The 26466-nt window shown below is 72.7% G+C and carries 24 protein-coding genes and 1 pseudogene; 9 read left to right on the plus strand and 16 right to left on the minus strand.

From position 1 onward, the window contains the following. Positions 1-179 precede the first annotated feature (179 nt). Complete coding sequence (locus tag ACZ6IM_RS05725; RefSeq protein WP_469554454.1) at positions 180-1400, plus strand: metallophosphoesterase; 1221 nt, start codon at positions 180-182, stop codon at positions 1398-1400. 14 nt (positions 1401-1414) lie between these two features. On the opposite strand, the gene aztD is transcribed toward ACZ6IM_RS05725, so the two are convergent. From aztD to aztB, 4 genes are all read right to left on the minus strand, one after another. After that, a complete protein-coding gene (aztD, locus tag ACZ6IM_RS05730) occupies positions 1415-2614 on the minus strand; it encodes a zinc metallochaperone AztD (RefSeq protein ID WP_469554455.1) in 1200 nt (399 codons plus the stop codon). Positions 2615-2699: 85 nt separating this feature from the next. Then, positions 2700-3662: a zinc ABC transporter substrate-binding protein AztC gene (gene aztC, locus ACZ6IM_RS05735; RefSeq protein ID WP_052837238.1), complete on the minus strand. Its 963-nt coding sequence runs from the start codon at positions 3660-3662 to the stop codon at positions 2700-2702. Next, a complete protein-coding gene (locus tag ACZ6IM_RS05740; RefSeq protein ID WP_469554456.1) occupies positions 3659-4897 on the minus strand; it encodes a PQQ-binding-like beta-propeller repeat protein in 1239 nt (412 codons plus the stop codon). The genes aztC and ACZ6IM_RS05740 overlap by 4 nt, the downstream gene beginning before the upstream one ends. A 10-nt stretch (positions 4898-4907) precedes the next feature. Next, complete coding sequence (gene aztB, locus ACZ6IM_RS05745; protein ID WP_469554457.1) at positions 4908-5804, minus strand: zinc ABC transporter permease AztB; 897 nt, start codon at positions 5802-5804, stop codon at positions 4908-4910. A gap of 14 nt (positions 5805-5818) precedes the next feature. Here aztB and aztA point away from each other — a divergent pair, with 14 nt between their 5' ends. Beyond that, the gene (aztA, locus tag ACZ6IM_RS05750) at positions 5819-6562 is read left to right on the plus strand and encodes a zinc ABC transporter ATP-binding protein AztA (protein ID WP_469554459.1); all 744 of its coding nucleotides are present in this window, start codon (positions 5819-5821) and stop codon (positions 6560-6562) included. 40 nt (positions 6563-6602) lie between these two features. Here aztA and ACZ6IM_RS05755 read toward each other — a convergent pair whose 3' ends face one another. The 7 genes from ACZ6IM_RS05755 to ACZ6IM_RS05785 are packed head-to-tail and all read right to left on the minus strand — an operon-like array spanning position 6603 to position 13167. Next, on the minus strand, positions 6603-7670 hold the full coding sequence (locus ACZ6IM_RS05755; protein WP_052837235.1) for a pyridoxal-phosphate dependent enzyme: 1068 nt from the start codon (positions 7668-7670) through the stop codon (positions 6603-6605). Then, on the minus strand, positions 7628-8629 hold the full coding sequence (locus ACZ6IM_RS05760; RefSeq protein ID WP_469554460.1) for a GHMP family kinase ATP-binding protein: 1002 nt from the start codon (positions 8627-8629) through the stop codon (positions 7628-7630). Before ACZ6IM_RS05760 ends, ACZ6IM_RS05755 begins: the two co-directional genes overlap by 43 nt. After that, positions 8626-9435: a Rossmann-like domain-containing protein gene (locus ACZ6IM_RS05765; protein WP_052837233.1), complete on the minus strand. Its 810-nt coding sequence runs from the start codon at positions 9433-9435 to the stop codon at positions 8626-8628. The genes ACZ6IM_RS05760 and ACZ6IM_RS05765 overlap by 4 nt, the downstream gene beginning before the upstream one ends. After that, the gene (locus ACZ6IM_RS05770) at positions 9432-10184 is read right to left on the minus strand and encodes a class I SAM-dependent methyltransferase (protein ID WP_469554462.1); all 753 of its coding nucleotides are present in this window, start codon (positions 10182-10184) and stop codon (positions 9432-9434) included. Before ACZ6IM_RS05770 ends, ACZ6IM_RS05765 begins: the two co-directional genes overlap by 4 nt. Before the next feature lie 43 nt (positions 10185-10227). After that, positions 10228-11238, minus strand: coding sequence for an ABC transporter substrate-binding protein (locus ACZ6IM_RS05775; protein ID WP_052837231.1), 1011 nt, complete (start codon positions 11236-11238; stop codon positions 10228-10230). Between the two features lie 14 nt (positions 11239-11252). Continuing rightward, the gene (locus tag ACZ6IM_RS05780) at positions 11253-12026 is read right to left on the minus strand and encodes an ABC transporter ATP-binding protein (protein WP_052837230.1); all 774 of its coding nucleotides are present in this window, start codon (positions 12024-12026) and stop codon (positions 11253-11255) included. Position 12027: 1 nt separating this feature from the next. After that, positions 12028-13167, minus strand: a complete 1140-nt coding sequence (locus ACZ6IM_RS05785) for a FecCD family ABC transporter permease (RefSeq protein WP_469554465.1) — start codon at positions 13165-13167, stop codon at positions 12028-12030. Between the two features lie 328 nt (positions 13168-13495). On the opposite strand from ACZ6IM_RS05785, the gene ACZ6IM_RS05790 reads away from it, so the two are divergent. The 4 genes from ACZ6IM_RS05790 (at position 13496) to ACZ6IM_RS05805 (ending at position 17009) form a co-directional block, all read left to right on the plus strand. After that, complete coding sequence (locus ACZ6IM_RS05790; protein ID WP_469555232.1) at positions 13496-14698, plus strand: MFS transporter; 1203 nt, start codon at positions 13496-13498, stop codon at positions 14696-14698. Between the two features lie 266 nt (positions 14699-14964). Continuing rightward, positions 14965-15957, plus strand: a complete 993-nt coding sequence (gene dhaK, locus ACZ6IM_RS05795; RefSeq protein WP_052837228.1) for a dihydroxyacetone kinase subunit DhaK — start codon at positions 14965-14967, stop codon at positions 15955-15957. 49 nt (positions 15958-16006) lie between these two features. Next, positions 16007-16606, plus strand: a complete 600-nt coding sequence (dhaL, locus tag ACZ6IM_RS05800; protein WP_052837227.1) for a dihydroxyacetone kinase subunit DhaL — start codon at positions 16007-16009, stop codon at positions 16604-16606. After that, the gene (locus ACZ6IM_RS05805) at positions 16599-17009 is read left to right on the plus strand and encodes a PTS-dependent dihydroxyacetone kinase phosphotransferase subunit DhaM (RefSeq protein ID WP_052837226.1); all 411 of its coding nucleotides are present in this window, start codon (positions 16599-16601) and stop codon (positions 17007-17009) included. The genes dhaL and ACZ6IM_RS05805 overlap by 8 nt, the downstream gene beginning before the upstream one ends. A 50-nt stretch (positions 17010-17059) precedes the next feature. On the opposite strand, the gene ACZ6IM_RS05810 is transcribed toward ACZ6IM_RS05805, so the two are convergent. Beyond that, on the minus strand, positions 17060-17914 hold the full coding sequence (locus tag ACZ6IM_RS05810) for a glycoside hydrolase family 75 protein (RefSeq protein ID WP_052837225.1): 855 nt from the start codon (positions 17912-17914) through the stop codon (positions 17060-17062). Positions 17915-18316: 402 nt separating this feature from the next. Here ACZ6IM_RS05810 and ACZ6IM_RS05815 point away from each other — a divergent pair, with 402 nt between their 5' ends. Continuing rightward, positions 18317-19306: a fibronectin type III domain-containing protein gene (locus tag ACZ6IM_RS05815; RefSeq protein ID WP_052837224.1), complete on the plus strand. Its 990-nt coding sequence runs from the start codon at positions 18317-18319 to the stop codon at positions 19304-19306. 154 nt (positions 19307-19460) lie between these two features. Then, on the plus strand, positions 19461-20018 hold the full coding sequence (locus tag ACZ6IM_RS05820) for a hypothetical protein (RefSeq protein ID WP_052837223.1): 558 nt from the start codon (positions 19461-19463) through the stop codon (positions 20016-20018). A gap of 18 nt (positions 20019-20036) precedes the next feature. On the opposite strand, the gene ACZ6IM_RS05825 is transcribed toward ACZ6IM_RS05820, so the two are convergent. The 4 genes from ACZ6IM_RS05825 to ACZ6IM_RS05840 all read right to left on the minus strand — a co-directional run bounded on the left by ACZ6IM_RS05825 (position 20037) and on the right by ACZ6IM_RS05840 (position 24117). Beyond that, positions 20037-20588, minus strand: coding sequence for a PadR family transcriptional regulator (locus ACZ6IM_RS05825; protein ID WP_052837222.1), 552 nt, complete (start codon positions 20586-20588; stop codon positions 20037-20039). A 55-nt stretch (positions 20589-20643) separates the two neighbouring features. Continuing rightward, complete coding sequence (locus ACZ6IM_RS05830; protein ID WP_469554470.1) at positions 20644-22659, minus strand: FAD-dependent oxidoreductase; 2016 nt, start codon at positions 22657-22659, stop codon at positions 20644-20646. Positions 22660-22771: 112 nt separating this feature from the next. Continuing rightward, positions 22772-23143 carry a hypothetical protein gene (locus ACZ6IM_RS05835; protein ID WP_469554472.1) on the minus strand — a complete coding sequence of 124 codons (372 nt, stop codon included), beginning with the start codon at positions 23141-23143 and terminating at the stop codon, positions 22772-22774. A gap of 77 nt (positions 23144-23220) precedes the next feature. Continuing rightward, the gene (locus tag ACZ6IM_RS05840; protein ID WP_469554473.1) at positions 23221-24117 is read right to left on the minus strand and encodes a hypothetical protein; all 897 of its coding nucleotides are present in this window, start codon (positions 24115-24117) and stop codon (positions 23221-23223) included. 255 nt (positions 24118-24372) lie between these two features. On the opposite strand from ACZ6IM_RS05840, the pseudogene ACZ6IM_RS05845 reads away from it, so the two are divergent. Further along, positions 24373-26455: pseudogene (locus tag ACZ6IM_RS05845) on the plus strand (SpoIIE family protein phosphatase). Positions 26456-26466: the final 11 nt, after the last annotated feature.

Below are 26466 nucleotides of genomic sequence, written 5' to 3' on the forward strand. Positions count from 1 at the left end.
CCGGTACACCCCTTGTCAGTGACTCGCCCCGCGCGTGAGGAACCGGTTGCCTGGATGACGTGGTGCTTCAGGTGCCGGACTCCTCGCCCGGGCACCGCCCTACGAGTGGACCGGTCCGGCCGGTGCGGGGGCGACCGGATACAGTGCGCGGGACCGCAGCGCGGTGAAGGAGGGGAAGCGTGACCAACACCAGCAGCACCCGGCCCGCCGAGGGGGAGTCGGGAGCGCCGCGGCAGAGCCGGGTGCACCGCCTGATGCGCTACGTCCCCCTGCTCGCCCCCGTTCTGCTGTGGGCCGTGCCCTGCTGGGTGCTGCTGCACGCCGGGCAGCACTGGCCGCTGCCCGTCACGCTGGCCGGCACCGCCCTGTTCGCCGCCGGCCTCGTAGGCATGCCGCTCGCCATGGTGCGCGGGCACGGCCGGCGCCAGCAGGACCGGGCGGCGATCATCGGTGACACGCTGCTGGGCACCAGCTGGGTCCTGTTCACCTGGTCCGTCCTGCTCGGCGTTTTCTTGCGGCTCGTCCTGGCCGTGGCCGGCGTCGGTGCGGGTCAGGACCGGGCCCGGATCGTCACCTGGGCCGTCCTCGGCGTGAGCGCCGTACTGCTCATCCGGGGGTACGCCGAGGCCCGCCGCGTGCCACGTGTGCGCCGGCTCGACGTACGGCTCCCCCGGCTGGGTGCCGGGTTGGACGGCACCCGGGTCGTCCTCATCACGGACACCCACTACGGTCCACTGGACCGCGCCCGCTGGTCGGCACGGGTGTGCGAGACGGTGAACACCCTGGAGGCCGACCTGGTCTGCCACACCGGCGACATCGCGGACGGCACGGCCGAACGACGCCGCGCCCAGGCCGCCCCCCTGGGCACCGTCCAGGCCACCCGTGCCCGTGTGTACGTCACCGGCAACCACGAGTACTACAGCGAGGCCCAGGGCTGGGTCGACCTGATGGACGAGCTGGGCTGGGAGCCGCTGCGCAACCGCCATCTGCTGCTCGAACGCGGCGGTGACACCCTCGTGGTCGCCGGCGTGGACGACGTCACCGCCGAATCGTCCGGTCTTGCGGGTCACCGCGCCCACCTCGCCGGAGCCCTGAGCGGCGCCGACCCCGACCTCCCGGTCCTGCTCCTGGCACACCAGCCCGCGTTCGTCGACCGGGCGGCAGCCGCCGGCGTCGACCTCCAGCTCTCCGGCCACACCCACGGCGGCCAGATCTGGCCCTTCCACCACCTGGTCCGGCTCGACCAGCCCGCCCTGGCCGGCCTCAGCCGACACGGCGCCCGCACCCTCCTCTACACCAGCCGCGGCACCGGCTTCTGGGGCCCGCCGTTCCGCGTCTTCGCCCCCAGCGAGATCACCCTGCTGGTCCTCCGCAGCCCGCAGCCGGCCACCCCTCGGTAGTACGAGCGGGCCGGTCAGTGACCGGCCACCGTGCCGGACAGTTCGTTGGTGCCCTTCGGCAGCGTCACGGACCTCACCTTCTGCCCCGAGTCGAGGTCGAAGGCGTGCAGTCGACGCTTGCCCGGCTCGGAGACGTACGCCGTGTGGTCGCGGACGAACAGGGTGGGCCTGGGCTGCTGCCAGTCCAGGGGCTCCGTCCAGTCGCCGACCGCTTCGATCTTCTTCTCCACCTTTCCGGTCTCCGGGTCGATGACGTGGAGGACACCGTTGGTGCCGAGCACCAGGGCCTCGCCGTGGGGGCCGCGGGCGAGCGAGCGGAAGGAGTAGCTGGTGCCCAGGTCGACCAGCTTCATCTTCGCCGTACGGGTGTCGATCAGCGATATGCGGGTCGGCCGCTCCAGTTCCGCCTCGGGGTCGGTCTTGTAGTCGCCCAGGAGGATCGGGGAGGCGTCGCTGCCGGCCTGGTTGCCGGTGCGGGCGTAGTCGCCGGGGGCGTCGACCTTGGTGAACCGGCCGTCCTTGTAGAGCAGGACGCCGTCCTCACAGCCGAGACCGACCACCTCGCCCTCGGCGGCGGCCTCTCCGTGGACACCCGGGCAGTTCTCGGCGCGCGCGGTCTCCTTGTTGTCGCGGTCCAGGACGATCGCGCCGGTGCGCTTCTCCTCGGTGCCCAGGGTGGTGACGAGTTCGCCGTCGGCCAGTTCGATGGCGACGCCGTGGTGGGGCTCGGCGGAGGTGTAGGCCCGGCCCCGCGGCTGCTTCCCGTCGGCCAGGTCCGCGGGGTCGAAGGCGTTCACCTCGCCCGTGCCGTCGGTGAACAGCACCGTCCTGCCGCCGTGCCGCACGACGTGACCGGGCTTCGAGCCCTTGAACTCGGCGTCCGTGAAGGTCTGCCGGGCCGCGTCGAACACGCGGAAGCCGCTGTCGGTGGAGATGATGACATGGTCCTCGTCGCCCGCCGGGTTGACCCGGTTGAATCCGGGCAGCTCGACGGTCTTCGCCAGCCTCAGTGTCTCGCCGTCCAGGACGTACAGTCCCCCGTCGTAGGAGGCGACGAGCGGATTCCTCACCGCGGCGGCCTCGCTGGTCTTCGTCTGCTTCCGCGGCTCGGCGTCGGACGAGGCGTCGTCGCCGCCGCAGGCGGTCAGCGCCATGGCCGCCGTCAGGGCGAGGGCCGTCCCGGTGAGCGTTGTGAGGCGTGTCGAGCTGTTCATGGTGTGTCCTTTCCGGCCCTGAGGGCACGGGGTTGTGGGGTGGAGGGGAGGGCCGGCGGCCAGTGCGCCGGCCCTGGGAAGCCGGTCAGCCGTCGCTGAGGCCCTCGGCCATGGCCGAGGTGTTGGCGCGCATCATTTCCAGGTAGGTGGCGGCGCCCTTGCCCTTCTCGGTCAGCGACTCGGAGTACAGCGGGACGACGTCCACGTCGCCGCCCATCTCCTGGCGCAGTACCTCGGCGAGCCTGGAGGGTTGGGAGGAGTCGGCGAAGACGGTCCGCACCCTGGCCTCTTCCATGGCCCGGGTGAGGGAGCGCAAGTCGGACGAACTGGGTGAGGCGAGTGTGGTGCCGCTGGGGATGACCGCGCCGATCACGCGGAGGCCGAAGCGGTCGGCGAGGTAACCGAAGACGTGGTGGTTGGTCACCAGGGCGCGGCGGTCCTCCGGGACGGCGGCGAACGACTTCTCCATCCAGGCGGTGAGGGCGGCGAGTTGTCCGTCGTAGCGTTCGGCGTTGTCCCGGACCGCCTTCTCGTCCACGCCGTCGACGTGTTCCACGACGTGGTCGGCGATCAGACCGGCCGCCTTGCGCACGCGGTCGGGGTCGGTCCAGAAGTGCGGGTCGGGCTCGCCCGCCTCGTCGTCGGGACCGCCCTCCTCGCCGACGTGGAAGGTGAGCGGGTCGGCCGCCTCGCCGGCCGCGAAGGTGGCCACTCCCGATGCCCGGGCCGCCGCCACGTGCCGCAGTACGTTCTCCTCCAGGCCGAGGCCGTTGTGGACGACCAGGTCCGCGTTCTCCAACTCGGCGGCCTGCACGGCCGACAGGCCGAAGGAGTGCGGGTCGGCGTTGGGCTTCATGAGGACACTGACGTCCGCCTCGTCCCCGACGATCTCCCGGGTGATGTCACCGAGGATGTTGGTCGTCACCACCACCCGCGGCCGCTCGTCGCCGCCGCTCGCGCAACCGGTCGCGGTGCCGGCGAGGACGAAGAAGGTGACCAGGGTGAGCAGCAGGGCCCGCAGCCGCGCCGCCCGCACGCGCGCGCTCATCGGCCCGTCTCCGCCATCAGGGACGGCCGGACGTCCAGGTCGAAGGTGCGGGCGACACGGAGGCCGTCGTTGTAGTCGATCTCGAACACGCGCTTGCCCGTGGGATCGTTGAGGTAGGCCCGGCTGCGGTCGACCTCGATCACCGGTGCCGGGGCCTCGCCGGTGGCCCTCTCGGGGGCGTCCGTCAGCAGGCGTTCGGTGACCGTGGTCTCCTTGCCGGTGGACATGTCGTAGCCGTGCAGTGCTCCGTCGGTCTCCAGGACCAGCAGCGGCGAGCCCTCGCCCGCGGTGTTGACGGCGACCACGGGGCCGGTCTCCACTCGGGTCCAGGCCCTCTTCGTGACGTCCAGGACCCAGACGGCGTTCCCTCCCGCGAACGCGGTGAGGGTGCCGCTGTCCGGACGGTGCCGGAACTCGGCGGCCCGCTCCGGCTCCGGCACGTCCTCGCCGTAGGCGATCTTCTCGGCGGTGAAGGTGCCGTCCTCCTCCCGGACGAGGAGAGCGCCGTCGGCACAGCCGAGGACGACCCCCCGCCGGGTGACGGCGTCGCCCTCCGGATCCTCGCACTCGGACGCGAGGGCGGCGACGTGCTTGCCGGACCGGTCGAGCACGACGGCCTTCGCGGGAGCGTCACCGTCACGCGTGAGGGCGATCAGATGTTCCGCGTACGGCACGACGGGCCCGGCGTAGGTGCCCGGGATCCGGCGGGGGGTGCCGAGGGTGCCCTTCTCCAGATCGGCACGGGAGTGGACACGCGCCTTCCCGTCCGCCGCCGTGACGACCGTCGCGCCCGCGTCGCTGCGGACGCTCGTGCCGGAGCCGCCCGGGAGTTCGCCCACCTCCTGGATCTTCGCGCGGTAGTAGTGCACATGGTCTCCGTGGTCGACCATCCACGCGCCGCTGTCGAGGATGCGGGTGCCGTCCGCGCCGTGGAAGTAGCCGAAGCGGCCGTCCGTGGTGAGTTCGGTGGCGCCGGCCCTGCGCGCCGTGTCGTGGACCTTGCCGGTGATCAGGTCCAGCACCCGGGTGTCGCCGGTGCCGGGGTCGCCGAGAAGGAGCCGGGACTGCTGCTCGGCGGCCTCGGTGGCCCCCTCGACGTAGCCGTGGGGGGTGGCGGAGGCGGAAGGGCTTCCGGGCCCGGACTCGGCGCCCTCCTGGCCCGCGCACCCCGCGGTCAGCAGGGCCACGGACAGGAGTGCCGGTATCAGGGGGGTGGCTTTGCTTCGGACGAACAAGGAGATCGCCTCAGGTTTCGTTCGGTCGGGTCGTGGGGGTGTGCGCGGTGAACGCGGCGGCTCGGGCGGCAGGGCCGTCGCGGTGTGCACGACGTCGGTGTTGGACTCCCGACGCCAGGTGGGACAGGAAGAAGAGGCTGACCGCGAGGGCCGAGACGGTCGCACCGGCCGCGGTGCCCAGATGCCAGGAGAGCAGCAGGCCGCCGAAGGTGGCGGCCCCGCCGAGGACCGCAGAGAGGAGCATGACGCCGCGCACACTTGGTGCCCAGGGCAGGGCCGCCGCCGGTGGGGCGATGAGCAGGCCGAGGACGAGCAGCGTGCCCACGATGTGGAACGAGGCCACGATGGCCAGAGCCAGCAGGCCCAGCAGCACCGCGTGTGCGAGACGGGGGCGCAGGCCGAGCGTCCTGGCCTTGCGGTCGTCGAACGCGAGGGCCAGAAAGGCCCGGTGGCCCAGCACCGAGACGACCAGCGCCAGGAGCAGCGCGACCCCGAGCAGGAACAGGTCACTCTCGCGTACCGCGAGGACGTCACCGAAGAGGAACCCGGTGAGGTCCACGGCGAACGACTGGGAGCGCGACACGATGATGACGCCGAGGGACAGCATGCCGACGAACAGCAGGCCGATGCCGGTGTCCTGGGACAGCCTCGGAGTGCGGCCGAGGGCGGAGACGCCGGCCGTCATCACGGCCGCGCTCACCACCGCCCCCACCAGCAGATTGCCTCCGAGCAGTGCAGCGACCGCGACGCCCGGCAGGAGGCCGTGGGACATGGCGTCGCCGAGGAAGGCCATCCCCCTCAGCACCACCCACGTCCCCGCCAGGGCGCATATCGCCGACACCAGGACCCCGGCCCACAGGGCCCGCTGCACAAAGGCCACCTCGAAAGGGGCCGTCAACCACTCCATACGCAGACCCTACAATGACAATCATGTTCAATAAACATTCATCGCGACTGCCCGGCGAGGAGCCAGGGACCGAACGCGTCCGGTTCAGCGAACTGGAGGCGGGCTACTCCGGCCGTCCGGTACTGCGTCAACTCACCGCACACATACCGGCCTTGGCCATGACGGCACTCGTCGGGCCGAACGGCAGCGGGAAGTCCACGCTGCTCGGCGTACTCGCGGGCGTGATCGATGCCACATCCGGGCAGCTGCGGTACGCGGAAGGCCGCCCTCCGGCCTTCGTCCCGCAGCGCGGCGCCGTCGGCGACACACTCCCCCTCACGGTCCGGCAGACCGTGGAGATGGGCCGCTGGAACGAGCGGGGCCCGTGGCGGCGGCTGACCCACCGGGACCGAACCGTGGTCGACTCCGCCATGGAACGACTGGGCGTCCACGACCTCGCCGCCCGCCAGCTCGGCGATCTGTCGGGCGGACAACGCCAACGCGTCCTGATCGCGCAGGGCTTGGCCCAGCAGTCCGACCTGCTGCTCCTGGACGAGCCGACCACCGGACTCGATCCCGAGGCCCGGGAACGCATCACGGCGCTGCTGACGGACCTGGTCGCCGACGGCACGACCGTCGTCCAGGCCACGCACGACCTGGAGGCCGCTCGCTCGGCCGACGCCTGCCTGCTCCTGCGGGAGGGGCGGCTGGTGGGGCAGGGCCCGCCCGAGGGGGTACTCACCCCGCAGGCCCTGTCCCATCTCTGGCAGCCCTCGTGAAGCGACCGGACCGGGCCGGTGGCGCCGCGCCGCCGGACCCCTACGGGTGGCGCCGGGACCCGGTCCCGCCGTGACGCCACGTCACCGTGAGGTCCTGCTCGGCGACCGCTCCCTCCGGCGCGGGTGACCCGTTCCAGCTCATACGTGACCACGGGAGGGCCAGTTCGTCCGTGCCGCGTACCGGCCGCGGGGCCAGGGCATCGATCCGGGCGGCCTCGCGATGCCGGGCGAACACGGTGTCGACGTATCGGTGACCGGTGTCGGCGGCGATGAACACGACCGCTCCGCCGGTCACTTCACGACGTTCCCACTGGGCGGCGAGATAGGCGGCTCCGGTCGACAGGCCCGCGAACACGGCGTGCCGGCGCAGCAGGTCGACACTGCCGGCGAGGGCGGCGTCGAAGGCGAGCCAGTGCAGGACGTCGTAGAGGTCGTGGCGGACGTTGCCGAAGGGGATGGAGCTGCCGATGCCGGCGATGATGATCTCCGGGTCGGCGACGTGCTCGCTGCCGAAGGTGACACTCCCGTACGGCTGGACGCCCACCAGTCGTACGTCGACGGAGCGTTTCCTCAGGTAGTGGGTGAGGGCGCCGGTAGAGGCCCCGGAGCCCACTCCGCCGACGAAGGTGAGGCGGTCGCCGCCGATCCGGTCGTGTATCCGCTCGGCGACGGCTTCGTAGCCGAGGTAGTGGATGTCGTCGTGGTACTGGCGCATCCAGTGGTAGTGCGGATTCTCGCGCAGGATCTCGCGGACCCGGGCGACACGGCGGTTCTGGTCGAGTTCGAGGCTGCTGCTGGGCGGCATCTGCTCCAGGTGGGCGCCGAGTACGTCGAGCTGGGTGCGCAGGCTGTGGTCCACGGTGGTGGAGCCGACGATGTGGCAGCGCATGCCGTAGCGGTGGCAGGCGAGGGCGAGGGCGTAGGCGTAGATGCCGCTGGAACTGTCGATGAGGGTGTCTCCGCGTCGTACGGCTCCGGTGTCGAGCAGGTGGCGTACGGCGGCGAGGGCGGAGACGACCTTCATGGTCTCGAAGCGGAGGCACAGGAGGCCGTCGTCGAGACGTATCAGGTCCGGGCGGCCGATGGCGTCCGAGATGTGTTCGTCCACGGGAACTCCTCGCTGATGGGGGACGCGAAGGTGGTGAAGGTCCGGGTCGGTGTGAGGCCCGCGCGTTCCAGGGCGCGGGTGCACCGGCGCACTCCGTGGTGCAGGCCGGGAGTGCGGGGGTCGAAGAGGACGCCGGCGACGTTGCCGCTGTGGGCGATCTGCACGCCGACGGCGCCCGTGCCGGCGGCGATGGCGGCGAGGGTGGGGAACTCCTCGTGACGCAGGACGCGTTGGCGCAGGCGGGCGCTGGAGGTGCTGACCCGGCCGAGCAGGGCGGTGTCGGCAGTGGTCACCGCGCGGCGGAGCATGCCGCGCAGGTGTGCGTAGGCGGTGAGGTCCTCGTCGTGGTGGAGGGCGGGCAGGGCGAGGGTGTCGACCGGTGCGCCCTTGGCGAGCGTGCATCCGACCACCACGGCGGGCGGCAGTGCGGAGCCCAGTACTTCGAGGACACGGCCCTCACGCTGTGCGAAGAGCAGGGGGCGCGAGCCGTGCATCAGAGGGTCGCTGGCGCCTTCGGCGCGCACCGCGATCCCGGCGATCGTCTTGGCCGGCAGCCGCACGCCCCAGGAGTCGGCTACCGCCCGCACGGTGGCGATGACGTCGCTGGTGGAGGAGCCCATCCCGAGGCCGACGGGGAGGTCCCCGGTGAGGGTCAGGTCCCCGCCGCAGGGCTCCGCGTCACGGCGTGCCGCGCACTCCCCCACGGCGAGGACGGCCGCCGCCCGTGCCTTGGTCCGGCCGGCGGGTGTCACCGTCACCGCGTCCGGCGCGCTGCCGGGCCGGCGCGCGAACCGGGCGGTGCTGCCCGGTCCGTTCATCGGCAGCGTGACCAGCCCGTGGACGGGGCGACGCCGCTCGTCGAGGAAGACGCCTTGCAGGATCTCGCCGTGATGGCAGGCGGCGCGTCCGGTGCCCTCCGTCCCGAGGACGGAGGCCTCCGGCGGGCGGGTGCGGCTCATGCGTCGGCCGCCACCCGGTAGCGGTACAGGGTGGTGGGTTCGGCGCTGAACTGGGAGAAGGGGAAGGGCTCCGCGGACAGAGCGGTGACGCCCTGTCCGAGGAAGGCGCGCGCCACGGCGCTGCCGCTCTGCGCGTAGACCACCAGAGGCACGCCGCGTTCGCGGCAGCGGGCCAGGACGGTGTCGAAGCTGCCGTTGCCGAGGGTCATGCCGGTGGCCACGACGGTGTCGGCGGAGTCGAGGACCTCGTGCATGTCGTCGGTGACCGGGTCGCCCCACTGGGTGGTGCGCAGGTTGAAGTCGCAGAGCAGGGGGTCACCGCCGCGCTCGCGGATCGCGGCGACGAGTGGGTTGACCACCCCGATCAGACCGACCTTGGCCCCGGCGTCGATGTCGAGGAGCCCGGCGATGGCCGCGTCCCGGGCCAGTGCGCGGGTCTCGGGTGTCCCGGCGGGCAGGGTGACCGGTTCGGCCCCGGTCGCCTCCCGGTGCGGGCGGAGAGAGCCGAGGTAGGCGTCGAGCGCGGCGATCCGCAGGGGGCGGGGCGCCTCGGCCAGCAGCGTGTCGAGGGTGGCACCGGAGGCGTCGCGGCATATGGACGGGTCGACTTCGCCGGCCTCGAAGGCACAGCCGCCGAAGGAGTCGCCCAGGCGGACGAGGACGTACTGGTTGAGGTAGGTGGTGTTCCCGCCGGCCAGCCGGGTGCCGTGGTGCACCCAGAACACGCTGGTGGCCACGAGGCCGGCGGGGCGGGGTCCGTGCTCGCCCGCCCGGACGGCGGCCAGGAGTTCCTCGGTGTGCTTCATCGCTGTCCTCCGGTGCGGGGCGTGTCGTGGGTGATGCGGAAGAGGAAGGTCAGCACGCCGTCACACCAGTCGTGGAGGTGGTCGATCCGAGGGCTGAGCCCGTGGTCCAGGGCGTGCTGGACCAGGGCCCGCAGGTCCGCGGTGTTCGAGGCGATGACGTAGACCGCGCCGCCGGGGGCCAGCAGGTCCTTCTTGGCGATCTGGGCGAAGAACCTCGCCAGCAGCGGCGCTCCCAGGCAGACGTTGCGTACGACGTCGGGGTCGTCGCTGACGGTCTGGCTGACGGCGGGCGGGTTGAAGGTGACCACGTCCAGCCGGGCATCCTCGGGGAGGGCGTCGAAGACGTCACTCACCGCGGGGGCGAACAGGGTGTCCGGGCGTTCGCCGGCCAAGCGGCGGTAGTGACGGGTGGCGGCGGCCACGCTCTCCGGGTGGACGTCGAGCGCGTGGATCTCCCGAGCGCCCCGGATGCCTGCCGTCACGGCCTCGACGCCCAGGCCGACGCCCATGGCGGCGTACCGCAGGCCGCGGGTCTCGATACGGCCGTCGCGCGGGCGCTCGTGGATCAGGCGGCTGGTCCAGCCGGGTATGAAGACGCCGGGTGGAACGTCGAACGTCCAGCCGTTCCACTCGTAGGAGCGAGTGGTGTGCAGGTCCTCCTTGGGCTGGTTGAGGGCGATGATCCGGTCGGCGGGAAGCGGTGGGGGCAACTGCTCGACGAGGGCGCGGCCGATCGCGTGGCGGTCCATGGTGTCCTTTCCTTGTCGGTGCGAGGGGGTGGCACGCGGTGGCTCAGCCCTTGAGTTCGCGCAGGTAGGTGGCGAACTTCTCCAGGCCGTCGATGTTGCGCGGCCCGCTGATGCCCTCGTTGTAGTCGAGGATGAAGAAGTTGTTGTTCTTCACGGCGGGGAGCCCCTTGGTGTGGGGGGACTTCCGCAGGAAGTCGATCTTCTTCTGGGCGGGCTGGTCGCCGTAGTCGAGGATGACGACGACTTCCGGCTCGGCCTCGGCGACGGATTCCCAGTTGACCTGGGTCCAGCGCTCGTCGAGTCCGTCGAAGACGTTCCTGCCACCGGCCGTCTTGATGATGTCGTTGGGAGGCACCTGGTTGCCCGCGGTGAACGGCTGGTCGGTGCCGGAGTCGTAGAGGAAGACGGGCACCGGATCGCCCTCGGGGGCCTCGGCCTCGACGGCCGACACGCGCTTCTTCAGCCCGTCGACGACGTCTGCGGCCTTCTTCTCGACCCGGAAGATCCTGCCGAGGCGTTCGAGGTCGGTGTAGAGCGCCTCGAACGGGCTCATCTTCTCGGGGTGTCCCGGGTAGTTGAAGCAGCTCTCGGTGTGCATGAAGCTCTGGATGCCTAGCTTGTCCAGGATCTCGGGCGTGATGCCCCGCTCGTCCTTGAAGCCGGAGTTCCAGCCGGCCACGACGAAGTCCGACTCGGCCTCGACCACGACCTCCTTGTTCAGGAGATCGTCGCTGAGCATCTCGACCTTCGCGTACTCGGACGCCCACGGGGACTCGCTCACCGGCGGATTCGCGGGAGGCATCACATAGCCGTGCACGTGCTCGGTCAGTCCGAGGGCGAACAGCTTGTCCGCGCTGCCGCCTTCATAGGCGACGGCCCGCTCGGGCACCGTGTACTCGACGGGTTCACCGCAACGCTTGACGGTGACCTTGCCGGACTCCTTTGCGTCCGACTCGACCTCGGCGCCGCATCCGCCGAGCAGCAGGGCGGCCGCCAGGACGGAGCCGAGCGCGGCGGGCCGGCAAAGCGCGGCGGGGGTTCGGGTTGTGCGCATGCGTGAGCAGCCTTTCAGCGGGTGGAGTTGAGCGAGTACAGGAGTTGGGGATCGCCGGTCAGCGGGTGGGGGACGACGCTGGCCCTGACGCCGAAGACATCGCCGACGAGCTGTGCCGTGAGCACGGCCGCGGGTGTGCCGGAGGCGACCAGGCGGCCGTGGGAGAGGACGCCGATCCGGTCGCAGGCCGCCGCGGCGAGGTTGAGGTCGTGCAGGACGACGAGGACGGTGAGTCCGGACCCGCGCAGCAGCGAGAGCAGGTCGACCTGGTGCCGGACGTCCAGGTGGTTGGTCGGCTCGTCGAGGACGAGGATCCGCGGTTCCTGGACGAGCGCACGGGCCAGCAGGACGCGCTGGCGCTCACCGCCCGACAGCGTCAGGACGCCCCGGTGTGCGAGGTGCCCGATGTCGAGCCGGTCCATCGCCCGCTCGCACAGGTCGCGTTCCCGGCCACTGAGTGCCTGGTTCCCGCGCAGGTGGGGCGCGCGTCCGAGGGCGACGACCTCCTCGACCGTGAAGTCGAAGTCGACGCCGCCGTCCTGGGTCATGGCCGCGACGGTGCGGGCGCTGTCGCGCAGCGGGAGCCGCGTCAGATCCCGCTCGCCCACCCAGACGGTTCCGGAGCTGGGCCGCAACGCGCGGTACACGCACCGCAGCGCGGTGGACTTGCCGCTTCCGTTGGGCCCCACGAGGCCCACGACCTGCCCGTCCGGCACCTGCAGGGACAGCCCGCGCACGAGACTCTCGCCGTCCGTCACCACGGAGAGTTCATCGAGTTTCAGGTCCACGTCAACGGCCTCCGAAGGTGTAGCCCCTGCGTCGCATGAGGGCGATGAAGACGGGCACCCCCACGAGCGCGGTGATGACTCCCAGTGGCAGCTCGCGCGGGGCCACCAGGGTCCGTGCCGCCAGATCGACCCACACCATGAAGACCGCTCCGACCAGTGGAGCCACGGCGAGCACGCGGGCGTGCGTGGCACCGACGACCATCCGCACCACGTGCGGCATGACGAGTCCGACGAAGGCGATGGCACCGCTGACGGCGACCATGACGCCCGTGACGAGCGATAGGAGCACCAGCAGCACCTTGCGGTGCCGGTCGGGGTCGAAGCCGAGGCTCGCGGCGGTCTCGTCGCCGAGGGAGAGGACGTCGAGCGCCCTCCCGTACCGGTACAGGGCCGCGAGTCCGGCCAGCACCACGACGGAGACGACGGGCAGCGCGCCCCAGGTCGCCGCGCCGAAGCTGCCCATCGTCCAGTACAGGACCATGCTCGTCGCCTCGCTGTCCGGCGCGAAGTAGACGATCAGGCTCATGACGGCCTGAAACCCCAGGGACATGGCCACGCCCGTCAGCACGAGGCGCAGCGGTGACAGCGCGCCCCTGCTGGAGGATGCCGCGTACACCAGGAGCGAGGCGACGAGTGCGCCGAGGAAGGCGCCGACGGAGACGGCGTGGATGCCGAGTGCCGCGAGCCCTCCCGTGACGGTGACCCCGACGGCACCTACGGAGGCGCCCGAGGAGACCCCGAGGACGAAGGGGTCGGCCAGCGCGTTGCGCACCATGGCCTGGATCGCCGCTCCGACCGCGCTCAGCCCGGCCCCCACCAGGGCCGCCAGCAGCACGCGCGGCGTACGGATCTGCCAGATGATCTGATACGTGGTCACCTCGTCGGGGCCGATGCGCCCGCCGCTGAGGGCGGCCCACAGATGGCGGGCCGTCTCCCGCGGCGTGACGACGGCGGGACCGAGTCCGATGGCGACGACGACGGACACCACCAGGAGGGCGGCCAGCGCCGCGCAGGTGAGCGGCAGCGCTTTCCGTGACGCGAGTCGGCCTCGTCCAGCCGCTGCGGGCCGGGGCGCCTCCACCTCCGCCGGGTCCCCCGTGTCCTCGTCGGCCGAGGACACCGAGGCCGAGGGCGCAGGCATGTGCGGTAGCTTCATTGGCCCTCATAAATGGAACACATGTTCATACGCGGAAACCCCACACCCCTCGCAGGACGACGACCGGCAGCACTCTAATGGAAATGATTATCACTGCGATAGTCTGTCGCCGCGTCGCGCCTCCCGCCCGGTGCCACGGCCGTCCCCGTCGCCCAACCTCACCGCGGGGCAAAGCTGTTGCGGCCGGTACGCGTCCGATCCCTCGCCGCCGACACGACAGGAGCACCCCCTCGTGCCCACTCCCTCCGCCCCTCCCACCGCCGCCCAGTCCCCTCCCGCGAAACAGCCCTCGATCCTGCTCGACTCGGCCTTCCTGCGCCTTTGGACGGGCGCCACCGCGTCGGGCCTGGCCACCTGGGCCCTGCCCTTCGTCCTCGGCCTCGCCGTCTTCGACCGGACCCTGGCCGCCACCGACCTCGGCCTGCTGCTCGCGGCGCGCACCGTCGGATTCCTCGCCGCGGTGCCCGTGGCCGGGGTGCTGGCCGACCGGCACTCCCGCCGGGGCGTCGCACTGTGGGCGGGGCTGGCCGCCGGAGCCGCAGCACCGGTGATCGCCGCGGGGCTGGGACGCTCGGTGCCGCTGATGGCGGTGGCCGCCGCGGTGGCGGGAGCCGGCCAGGGCGCCTGCCGACCCGCCTACCAGGCGCTCACCGCCGAAGTGGTCGACGCCGGGCGCAGGCAGCAGGCCAACGCCGCCATGACCCTGGCGGTACGGGTCACCACACTCGTCGGTCCCTCTTCGGCCGCGCTGCTCGCCGTCTTCCTGGACGTCCGGGCACTGCTGGTGGGCATCGGGCTGCTCTGGCTGGTCGCGGCCTGCGCACCCGTGACCTGTGCGCGACCCGGGGCCGCGGAAGAGACGCCGGGGCCTTCGGCCGGAACGGTCGGGGCATCCTTCCCGGCCGAGTTCGCGGAGGGTGTCCGCGAGGCGCGCAGGCACCCCTGGTTCCTCGCCGGTCTGGGCGCGCTGACGGCCGTGATAGCCACCGGCTACTCCGCGACCGGCGTCGCCCTTCCCATGGTCAGCAGGGACGAGTACGGGACCGAGGTCGTGCTCGCGGGGGCGATGACCGCCTACACCGCGGGAGCGCTGGGCGGCGGGCTGCTCATGGCCCGCTGGCGCCCGCGCCTGCCCGGCTGGGCCGCCCTGACCGGTCTGGCCGCCTATGGCTTCGCTCCGCTCAGCCTGGTGTTCCCCGTGCACCCGGTCCTCGTGATGGCCGCCTACGCCGTCGCGGGCATCGGCATCGAACTGTTCAACGTGCCCTGGTTCACCGCCGCCCAGCGCGAGGTCGCCCCGGACAAGCTGGCCCGTGTCTCCTCCCTGGACTTCCTGCTGTCCTACGGCCTCGCCCCGCTCGGACTCGCCCTCATCGCCCCGGCCATCGACGCCTTCGGCGCCACAGCGGTCCTCGCGGGCTGCGCGCTCGTCTGCTTCGCGGCGCCCGCCGCCGCCGCCCTGGCACCCGGCGCCCGCGCCTTCTCACTCGCACCGGGGCGCGGCGACGCCCCTTGACGACGAGAAGACGCTTCAGGGCCGGTAGGACGCCGGCATCCGGCGACTTTTCGTTCGGAAGGGGCGCGCCCATGCGTCCGCACGTGACCTTCGCTGCCGCAAGGCCGATACTGCCGACAGCGGCGTTCCGATCAAGTCCCACCCGCCCGTCCGACCGAGCCGACATCCCGTCACGGACCGCCGAGGCCACATATCGCACCAACCCACTCCGACCAGCAAAGACACAGGTCAGCGACCGGCTTGCCGGCCTTCCCAGGAGGTATCCCATGGAGATGCTCATCAATGTCCCCGAGACCGTCGTCGCGGACGCGCTGCGCGGTATGGCGGCCGCCCATCCCGAGTTGACCGTGGATGTCGAGAACAGGGTGATCGTGCGGCGGGACGCCCCCGTGCCGGGGCAGGTTGCCCTGGTGTCGGGAGGGGGCTCCGGGCATGAGCCGCTGCACGGCGGGTTCGTGGGTGACGGGATGCTGTCGGCCGCCTGTCCGGGTGAGGTGTTCACCTCACCGGTGCCGGACCAGATGGTGCGGGCCGCGGCGGCCGTGGACAGCGGGGCCGGGGTGCTCTTCGTCGTCAAGAACTACACCGGTGACGTGCTCAACTTCGACATGGCCGCCGAACTGGCCGAGGACGAGGGCATCCGGGTCGCGAAGGTGCTGGTCAACGATGACGTCGCGGTGACGGACAGCCTCTACACCGCCGGCCGGCGCGGCACGGGGGCGACCCTGTTCGTCGAGAAGATCGCCGGGGCGGCGGCGCGGGAGGGCCGGCCGCTGGAGCAGGTGGAGGCGATCGCCCGCCGGGTCAACGACAGCTCCCGCAGTTTCGGGGTGGCGCTCAGCGCCGTCACCACGCCGGCCAAGGGCAGCCCCACCTTCGACCTCCCGGCCGGTGAGCTGGAACTGGGCATCGGCATCCACGGGGAGCCCGGCCGGGAGCGGCGCCCGATGATGACCTCGGGCGAGATCGCCGACGCCGCCGTGGAGGCGGTGCTGACCGACCTCGCCCCGCGCAGCCCCGTCCTGGTCCTGGTCAACGGCATGGGCGCGACGCCGCTGCTCGAGCTGTACGGCTTCAACGCCGAGGTGCAGCGGGTCCTGGGCGAGCGGGGCGTCGCCGTCGCCCGCACCCTCGTCGGCAACTACGTCACCTCCCTCGACATGGCCGGCGCCTCGGTCACCCTGTGCGAGATCGACGAGGAACTGCTCGGGCTGTGGGACGCCCCGGTCAGTACCCCTGGTCTGCGGTGGGGCATGTGACGGCCGACGGGGGAAGAATCCCGACGTACCTACCAGGCAAGGAGAACCTGTGCTCGACGCCGACTTCTTCCGCCGTTGGATGACGGCGGCCACCGCGCTGGTCGACCGCGACGCGGAACGGCTCACCGCCCTCGACTCACCCATCGGCGACGCCGACCACGGCAGCAATCTCCAGCGCGGGTTCACGGCCGTGGCCGACACGCTGGAGAAGGAGGCACCGGACACCCCCGGCGCCGTCCTGATCCTCGCCGGACGCCGGCTCATCTCCACGGTCGGCGGCGCCTCGGGGCCCCTGTACGGGACGCTGCTGCGCCGTACCGGCAAGGCACTCGGGGACTCCCCCGAGGTGAGCGCGGAGCAGCTGGCCGAGGCGCTGCGGGCGGGCGTGGACGCCGTCCGGACGCTCGGCGGTGCCGCCCCGGGGGACAAGACGATGGTGGACGCCCTGGTGCCCGCCGTGGACGCCCTGGGCGACTCCTTCGCGGCGGCCGGCACGGCGGCCCTGGAGGGAGCCGAGGCGACCACGCCCATGCAGGCACGCAAGGGCAGGGCGAGCTATCTGGGCGAGCGCAGCATCGGACACCAGGACCCGGGGGCCACCTCGACCGCACTGCTGTTCGAGGCACTGAAGGAGACGGCCGGTGAGTGACGACAAGCGGGTGGGCATCGTGCTGGTGTCGCACAGCGCCGAGGTCGCCGCGTCGGTGGCGGAGCTGGCCAAGGCCCTGTCGGGCGGTGCCGGCGCGGTGGCCGTCGCCCCGGCCGGCGGTACCGCGTCCGGGGAGTTCGGGACCAGTTCGGAACTGGTCGCTGCCGCCGCCGCGTCCGTGGACCGGGGCGCGGGCGTCGCCGTCCTCACCGACCTGGGCAGTGCCGTGCTCACCGTGAAGGCGCTGCTCGCCGAGGGTGACGAACTCCCGGAGAACACCCGTCTGGTGGACGCGCCCTTCGTCGAGGGCGCGGTGGCGGCGGTCGTCACGGCGTCGACGGGCGCCGACCTCGCGGCCGTGGAGGCGGCGGCCGCGGAGGCGTACTCCTACCGGAAGGTCTGACCGGGAGGTCCGATCAGGAGGTCTGGAAGCAAGGCCCACGCCCCGTCCGCTCAGTCCCCGTCCACGAACCGCCGCGCCAGCCGCTCCCCCGCCTTCTCGGCCGCGGCCGTGTCCTCGATGGGCTCGACCTCGCTGCCCTTGAAGACGATGTACGTGACGTCGGAGGCCACGCCGCCGCCCTCGGGATCCGCCGGGATGCCGAGGGAACGCGCGGCGGCGTAGGAGGCCTCGCCGATCAGCTCGCCGGGGCCGACGTCGCCGACGACCGCGTACCGCACCCGGTCCCCGTGGACCAGGGCCGCGAGCGATCCGCCGCGTACGCCGTCCTCGCGGTGGTCCCAGGTGTCGCTGGGGCCGGGCACGACGACGTAGGGCAGGCGTTCGGCGTCCAGTGGGCGGCCGTCGGACTCCGTGAAGGCGGTGGCGGGGCTGAAGTGCGGGTCGGTGCCGGCATTGCAGCGGTCGCCGGGCCGCCCGTCGCAGTCGACGTCCAGGTCGGCCTTCCAGTACACGGCCTCGCGTGTGCCGCACACCGGGATGTCCGCCGGTGCTCCGGCGTCGCTGCGGTAGCGCCCGGAGGAGACCGGTTCGCACTCCCGCACCCTGTCCAGCAGGTCGGCGGCGCGGACGGGCTCCTCGCTCCCGGCCTGCCGCGGACGGTCCTCGGACCCGGGGGCCGGCCCGTCCGGCGAGGGGGGTGCCCATGGCCCGGCCGGGACGTGCGGGACGGGGCCCACCCGGACTCCGGACCGGTCCGCGCGCACGGCCCCGGTCCGGTCCACAGCGCCGGGCAGCAGGACCCGCGCCGGCGGATCGGTGCGCGGTGGGGGCGCAGTGGCGGGGAACGTCGTGGGGGCGATCAGGGCGGCGCTGGCCGCGACCAGTGTCAGCGACTGGACACGCACGATGTGGGCCTCTCCTCGGGGACAGGGACGGGCACTCGGCCCCATGTGTCCCCGAATCGCTCACGCGACCACCTTTCGCAGGGCCAGACGGTGCACGCCCGAGGTGCACTCGGCGTCCCCAGGGGTGGCGCGACCGGGGGCGGGCGGGCCGGGCCTGTCCGGCTCCGGCCCGCCCGGCCGCCCGTGCCGGCGCGGGATGGCGACGACAGCGGTCCACGCGCCAACGGCCCGAACTTCCCCGTTCTTCCCGGGAGTTCGTCCGTGAGGTACCCCAGCATACGTAACCCTTCCGGGTGCGCTTCACCCACGGCCCTCTTGATGTGGTCGCATCACGGGCGTCATATTGGTCCGGACCTTTACAGTCGTCGGCGTCGCCACCGGCGCCACCGGGGAGGCAGAGCCGTGCGCGAGGTTTCCGTTCCCGCTCTCCCGCGCCGGTGCGCCCTGCTCTGCGGGGCGCTCCTCCTGCTCACGTCCTGCGGCTGGGGCGCGGCCGATGACGGTGACGGTGACGGCGGCGGGCTGCCCTCGGTGCCCACGGGCGTCACCGCCGAGGCCGGCAGCGCGACCACCGTGCACGTGATGTGGAACGCGGTCGACGACGTGCGGACCTACGAGGTGTACCGCGGCGGCACGCTGGTGAAGGAGGTGCCGGCGACCGAGCGGATGGTGGACGTCACCCGGCTGCGCCCCTCCACGGCGTACGTCTTCACCGTGCGGGCGCGGGACGCCGACGGGCGGCTCGGGCCGCTCAGCCGCGAGGTGCGGGCGACCACTCCCGCCGCGGTGGCCGACGGCTCCGCTCCGACCCGCCCGGGGGACGTCCACGGCCGGGCGGCGGGCAGCAGGGCGGTCCAGCTCACCTGGTCGGCCGCGAAGGACGACCGCGGTGTGGTGTCGTACGACGTCTACCAGGGCGACACGAAGGTCCACAGCGTCGGTGGCAACCAGACGGCCGCCGTGGTCACGGGGCTGCGGGCGGGCACCCGCTACTCGTTCACCGTGCGGGCGCGGGACGCCGCCGACAACGTCTCCGCGGCGGGCGACGCCGTCCGGCTCACCACCCCGGGCACCGACGACGGACGCGCCACCGCGCCCACGGAGCTGCGCGCGGCCTCCCACCGGGCCGACGGGGCCTACTACCTGGACCTCTCCTGGGTCCCGCCGCGCGCCGAGAGCCCGGTGACCGAGTACCAGATCCATCTGGACGGCCGTGCGGCGACGTCGCTGGTCTACGGCGCGGACGCGCCGCGCGACCGCGCCGAGTACAGCTTCTACGCCGGACGCGAGGCCGGGGTGACGCACCGGGTGCGGGTCCGGGCGAGGCTGGCCGACGGTACGTGGGGCGGCTTCTCGGCGGAGCGGAAGGTGACGTTGGGCGCGGGCGGCTGACGTACGTCCGGCTCGGGGAGAGCGTCACCTGGGCGGTCGCGCTCCGCATGCGGGCCCGGCCGGTGCCCTGTTGGCTGCCGGAGGGGGCACGGGCGTACCCGATCCCGGCGGCGCAAGGATGTACCGCCGACCGTGCCGCCGGAGGGCAGTCCACATGCGCATCTCATCGCCACTTCTCCGCTCCGGTGCCACCGTGGCGGCCGCCGCCGTGCTGCCCGTCGCCCTGGCCGCCACTACGGCCGCGGCGGGACCGGGGATCTCCGTGAGCACCACCGGTACCACCGTGTCGGTCACGACCACGGCCTGTGCCCAGCTCAACGGCAGCTGGGGCACCGCCTCGCTGCTCACCAGCAGTCAGCGGGACTTCGCCCAGGGACGTCAGGTGGCGCTGTCCGGCAGCGGTTCGGGCCAGTCCGCGGCCTGGTCGGGAATCTCGCCGGGCACGTACACGGTGATCGTCATGTGCTCGAACAACAGCACCGCCGGCACCCAGACGGTCATCGTCTCCTCGGCCCCCTCCCCCTCCCCCTCGCCCAGCCGCTCCGCCACCCCCGCCCCGTCCGCGTCGCCGGGCGGCGTCATGGGCGGGCTGGGCGGAGCCGTCCAGGACTACGGCACGGCCACCCTGGTGGCGGGCGGCGCGCTGGTGGGGACCGGCGTCATCGCCGCGGCCTGGTTCCTGCGGCGCCGCTCGAAGCCCTACCGGTTCTGAGCGGGGCGGCCGGACCGGTCAGGCCGGTCCGTCGCCGGGCAGCTCGGCGAACTGGGCCAGCGCGTGCCGGAGCCACTGGGTCCAGAACGTCTCCAGGTCGATGCCGGCCCGCAGCACCAGGTGCCGCAACCGGTCCTCGGTGCTGTCCCGGCCAGGCGGGAAGTCGCGCCGCTCGATCTCCTCGTACTCGGCCAACTGCCTCTCGTGCAGCTCCAGATGGCGTCGCAGGTCAGCCTCCACGCCGGCGGTGCCGACCACGGCGGCGGCGCGCAGCCGCAGCAGCATCGTGTCCCGCAGGGGCTTGGGGTCCTGCGGGGTCGCGGTCCAGCGGGACAGTTCGGCGCGGCCCGCGGGCAGGACCTCGTAGGACTTCTTCTGCCCGCGGGCCGGCTGCTGGTCGGGCAGCGCGCGGATCAGGCCCTCGGCTTCCAGTTTTCCCAGCTCGCGGTAGATCTGCTGGTGCGTCGCCGACCAGAAGTAGCCGATCGACCTGTCGAACCGGCGGGTCAGCTCCAGCCCCGACGACGGCTTTTCGACCAGGGCGGTGAGGATCGCGTGCGGGAGTGACATGGGCTCATCCTAGGGACGGCCCGCGCCGCGCCCGCCCTCCGTCCGCGCCCGCCCTCTAGAGGGCCGCCGCCAGCTCGGTGCCCTGCTTGACGGCGCGCTTGGCGTCCAGTTCGGCGGCCACGTCGGCGCCGCCGATGAGGTGCGCGCGGTGTCCGGCGGCGACCAGGTCGTCGTACAGGCCCCGGCTCGGCTCCTGGCCGGTGCACAGGACGACCGTGTCGACCTCCAGCACGGTGGACTCGCCGCCGACGGTGATGTGCAGCCCGGCGTCGTCGATCCGGTCGTAGCGGACCCCCGGGACCATGGTGACGCCGCGGTGCTTCAGCTCGGTGCGGTGGATCCAGCCCGTGGTCTTGCCCAGTCCGGCGCCGACCTTGGACGTCTTGCGCTGGAGCAGATGGACGGTGCGCGGCGGCGCGGGGCGTTCGGGCGCGGCGAGGCCGCCGGGCGCGCGGTAGTCGGTGTCGACGCCCCAGAGACGGAAGTACGTCCCGGGGTCCTCGTGCGCCTTGTCCCCGCCGTCGGTGAGGTACTCGGCGACGTCGAAGCCGATGCCGCCCGCGCCGAGGATCGCGACCCGCTCGCCGACGGGGGCGCCGTCGCGCAGGACGTCGAGGTAGCCGACGACGGACGGGTGGCCGATGCCGGGGATGTCCGGCGTGCGCGGGGTGACACCGGTGGCGACGACGACCTCGTCGTGGCCGGTGAGGTCGTCGGCACCGACGCGGGTGTCCAGGCGTACGTCGACACCGTGTGCCGCGAGCTGGGTGCGGAAGTAGCGCAGCGTCTCGTCGAACTCCTGCTTGCCGGGGACCTTGCGGGCGACGTTCAGCTGGCCGCCGATCTCGCTCGCGGCGTCGAACAGGGTGACCTCGTGGCCGCGTTCGGCGGCGCTCACCGCGCAGGCCAGCCCGGCCGGTCCGGCGCCGACGACGGCGACGCGCTTGCGCCGCCGGGTCGGGGACAGGACCAGCTCGGTCTCGTGGCAGGCGCGCGGGTTGACCAGGCAGGAGGTGATCCGGCCGCTGAACGTGTGGTCCAGGCAGGCCTGGTTGCAGCCGATGCAGGTGTTGATGGCCTCGGGGCGGCCGGCCGCGGCCTTGGCGACGAAGTCGGGGTCGGCGAGCATCGGACGGGCCATCGAGACCATGTCGGCCGTGCCCTCGGCGAGCAGTGCCTCGGCGACCTCGGGGGTGTTGATGCGGTTGGTGGTGACGAGCGGGACCGACACCTGGCCCATCAGCCGCTTGGTCACCCAGGTGTAGGCGCCGCGGGGCACGGAGGTGGCGATGGTGGGGATGCGGGCCTCGTGCCAGCCGATGCCGGTGTTGATGAGGGTGGCGCCGGCGGTCTCGACGGCCTTGGCGAGGGTGATCACCTCGTCGAGGGTGGAGCCGCCGGGGACGAGGTCGAGCATCGAGAGGCGGTAGACGAGGATGAAGTCCTCGCCGACCGCCTCGCGCACCCGGCGGACGATCTCGACGGGGAATCGCGTGCGGTTCTCGTAGGAGCCGCCCCAGCGGTCGGTGCGCTGGTTGGTCCGCGCGGCGATGAACTCGTTGACGAGGTAGCCCTCGGAGCCCATGATCTCGACGCCGTCGTACCCGGCCTCGCGGGCGAGGCGGGCGGTGCGCACGTAGTCGTCGATCGTGCGCTCGACCTCGGCGTCGGTCAGCTCACGCGGCACGTGCGGGCTGATCGGGGCCTGGAGCGCGCTCGGGGCGACCAGGTCGGCGTGGTAGGCGTAGCGGCCGAAGTGCAGGATCTGCAGGGCGATCCGGCCGCCCTCGCGGTGCACGGCGTCGGTGACGACCCGGTGCTGTTCCGCTTCCGCCTCGGTGGTGAGCTTGGCGCCCCCCTCGTACGGGCGGCCCTCGTCGTTGGGGGCGATGCCGCCGGTGACGATCAGGCCCACTCCGCCGCGGGCCCGGGCGGCGTAGAAGGCGGCCATGCGCTCGAACCCGCGCTCGGCCTCCTCCAGGCCGACGTGCATGGAGCCCATCAGGACCCGGTTGGGGAGCGTGGTGAAGCCCAGGTCGAGCGGGCTCAGCAGGTGCGGGTAACGGCTCATCGGGCCCTCCGTGCGCGGTGACGTGCCTCTGTTGTAGAGGACGGCCACCCCATTGTGCAACTAGTTGCACAATGGGGTGGCGCACACCTCACCGCACCCGGCGGGACGCCGCTCAGCGACTTTCGAGCACGACGTGCAGTTCCCGCTCCTGATCCCCGGAGGCCTGGCTCAGGTCGTGCACGGTGAACAGGGAGTCCAGGGTCGTCCGGAGCCTCTCGATCGCCCAGTAGCCGCCCTGCGCGTCGGCCTCCACGGAGGCCCCGAGCCGGGCGGGACCGCACTCGCCCCGCAGGGCGTCGGCCACGTCGAAGGTGCCCAGCCACACGGTGGGGCGCACCTCGTCGTACTCCCGGGTCACGTCGCCCGCGTGCCGGTCGGAGGTGAAGCACGCGCACAGGGTGTCGAACACGGTCCGGGCGTCCTCCTTGCTGCATCCGCTCAGCTCCACCGAGACGGACTCCGGATGCAGTCGCTCACCGTCCATCGTGATCGCTCCCTCTCGTGGTCATGGCCGATACCACCAGAAAAGCACCACCTGCCGCCCGGCGCGAAGGGGCCGGGTCAGCCCCGGGTGAACTTGTACGTCTTGCTGTCGGTGAGCACGCAGAAGCCGGGCGACACGACGATCACGCGCAGGGTGCCGGTACGCCGGTCGTAGTCGACGCCCTCCGCCTCGAAGCTCCCGGAGCAGGCACTGCGCAAGGGCAGCTGCCGCAGCGCGGTGACGTGCCCGGTGACGTCCGCGGTGCCGTTGGGTGCGGCCGACAGGTCGATCCTCAGCAGCGGCTTGGTGAGGCCGAAGAGCGCGCCCTCCGGGTCGTCGGAGGAGCACAGCAGCGTGGTCGCGTCCAGGAAGTCGCAGCCCTGGACATCGCGCACGGCATGGTCCAGGTGGACGGTGGCCGCCTGCGGGAGGTTCGCCGAGGGCGAGGTGGCGGGGTTGACGCCGGGGGTCGGGAAGACCAGCAGGCGGTTCATGGTGCCCCACTCCCCCGCCAGCATCCACTGCCCGTCGGGCGAGACGGCGGACCAGGAGTTGTTCAGCGCCTCCCCGGCGCTCAGCGTGTGCACGTACTCCGACCAGCTCCCGTCCGGTGCCTGAACGCGGAACATCTTCGTGTTCCCGTCGTCGCGCTGGTACGGCTCGACGTAGTGGCCGTCGTAGGAGGCGTCCGGGTCGCCGACGTGGTTCCAGCCGCGGGTGCTGAGGCCGAGCGGAATGGTGCCGATCCCGGTGTAGCGGTTGGGGCTGCCCGCGGGCACCTCCACCGACGCCAGACCCTGGCTCTCGGTCAGCGGGTCGGCCCGGTCGGAGCCGGCCTCGGTCCAGACGTCGGCGGCGAGGGCTCCGGCCGCGGGGGCGTCCGCTGCCGCCGGACCCGCGAGGCAGAGGGAGAGGGTGAGGACGGCGAGGCCGGTCAGGAAGGCGTGACAACGTTGCCGGGCACGCAGGGGCATGGGGGCTCCTCGGTGGGGGTGGCCGGGCGGCACGGGCGGGCGTGAGGCACTCGGCGCACAGTCTGGACCGTCCACAGAGTCATGTACAGACCAACTCCGGACGCGCTTCGTGCGGCGTTCCCCGGCCCGCAGGGAGATGCTGGGAGGAGACGGCGGAGCCCCGGCGAACCGGCCCTGTGCGCGGTGGAACGCGGTAGAACAAGGAGGTCGGCATCGAAGGGCGTGCCGCGTCGGACGGCGAAGGCGGGGCGTGGGATGAGTGCAGCGGGGTCTGCCGGGTTCGAGGGCGAGCCGTCGCCGCGCGGCCCGGTGCGCCCCAGCGGGCTGCTCGACCTGCTGAACGTGGCCTCGATCGTGCTGGACGCCGAGGGCCGGATCGTCCTGTGGAGCCCGCAGGCCGAGGAGCTGTTCGGCTATTCCGCGCCGGAGGCGCTGGGGCGGTACGCCGCCCGCATCATGGTCGACGAACGCCATCTCGACCTGGTGGTGAGGCTGTTCGAGGACGTGATGAAGACCGGCCGGAGCTGGGCCGGCGCCTTCCCCGTCCGGCACAAGGACGGCGGCACCCGGCTGGTGGAGTTCCGCAACATGCGCCTGCTGGACGACCGCGGGGACGTCTACGCCCTCGGGCTCGCGGCCGACCAGTCGATGGTCCGCAGGCTGGAGCGGGACGTCGCCCTGTCCACGCGGGTGATCATGCAGTCCCCGATCGGTCTGGCCGTCCTGGACACCGGGTTGCGGTACGTCTCGGTCAACCCGGCCCTGGAGCGGATCAACGGCATCCCGGCCGAGGAGCACCTCGGCCGGACGATCCGTGAGCTGCTGCCGGAGGTGGACGCCGGCCCGCTGGAGGCGGCGGCACGCGAGGTGCTGGAGACCGGGCGGCCGGTCGTCGACCGGCCCGCGACCGGCCGCACCCCCGCCGACCCGGACGAGGACCACACCTGGTCGGTCTCGCTGTACCGGCTGGAGGACGCCATGGACGCCGTGCTGGGCGTGGCCGTTTCGGTGGTGGACGTCACCGAGCAGTACCGGACGAGCGCCGAGGCGGAGGCCGCGCGGCGCCGGCTGGCCGCCGTGGCGGACGCCTCCGCCCGGATCGGCACCACGCTGCGGCTGGACCGCACCGCGTACGAGCTGGCCGACGTGGCCGTGCCCGGCCTCGCCGACGTCGCCGCGGTGGACCTGCTGGACGCCGTGGTCGAGGGCCGGCGCAGCACGCTGGGCCCGGCCGAACCGGCGGTGATCAGGGCGCTGGCCGTGCGTGCCGGCGACGACGCCCGGGACGCGCTGGAGGCGGCCGACCCGCCCGGCCGGGTCGCCCGGTACGGACCGGACCGCCTGGTCACCGAGTGCGTGCGCACCGGCCGGCCGGTGATGGTGGCGCGGGTGACGCGGGAGGACCTGTCACGCGTCGCCCGCTCGCCGGAGGCGGCCGAGCTGCTGCGCCGGGCGGGTGTCCACTCGTACCTGGCCGTGCCGCTGATCGCACGGGGCGAGGTGCTCGGCCCTGGACCTGAAGCGGATCACCAACCCCCTGCCGTTCGACGGGGACGACCTGCTGCTGGCCGGGGAGCTGGCGGCGCGGGCGGCGCTGCAGATCGACAACGCCCGCTGGTACCAGAACGCCCGCGACACCGCGCTCACCCTGCAGCGCAGTCTGCTGCCGAGCCATCCGCCGGTGACCGGAGGTCTCGAGGTCGCCTCCCGCTACCAGCCGGCCGGGGGCACCAGCGAGGTCGGCGGCGACTGGTTCGACGTGATCGAGCTCGCCGGCGGCAGGACCGCGCTCGTGGTGGGCGACGTGATGGGCAGCGGTATCGCGGCGGCGGCCTCCATGGGGCGGCTGCGCACCGCGACGAACACCCTGGCCGCCCTCGAACTGGACCCCGCGCAGCTGCTCGGCCACCTGGAGCGGACCACGGCGGGTCTGGACCAGGCCATCGCCACCTGTCTGTACGCCGTCCACGACCCGCACCGGCGGCGGTGCCTGATCGCCAACGCCGGGCATCTGCCCCCGGTCCGCCTGCGGGCCGGCCGTCCGCCCGAGCTGCTCGACCTGCCCACCGGTGTGCCGCTCGGGGTGGGCGGCGTCGCCTTCTCCACCACCGAGGTCGGCCTGGAGCCGGGCGACCGGCTGGTCTTCTACACCGACGGTCTGGTCGAGACGCGCAGGCACCCGCTGGACGAGCGGCTGGACGCGCTCCTCGCCCTGCTGGAGGGCCCGGACCGCCCGCTGGAGGAGGTCTGCGACCTGCTGCTGCGCACCCTGCACGAGCCGGAGAACTCCGACGACGTGGCCCTGCTGATCGCCCGGGCCACGCCGCCGGTGCGGTAGCGGCACCGAGC

It is taken from the genome of Streptomyces sp. NPDC042336, from assembly GCF_055581985.1.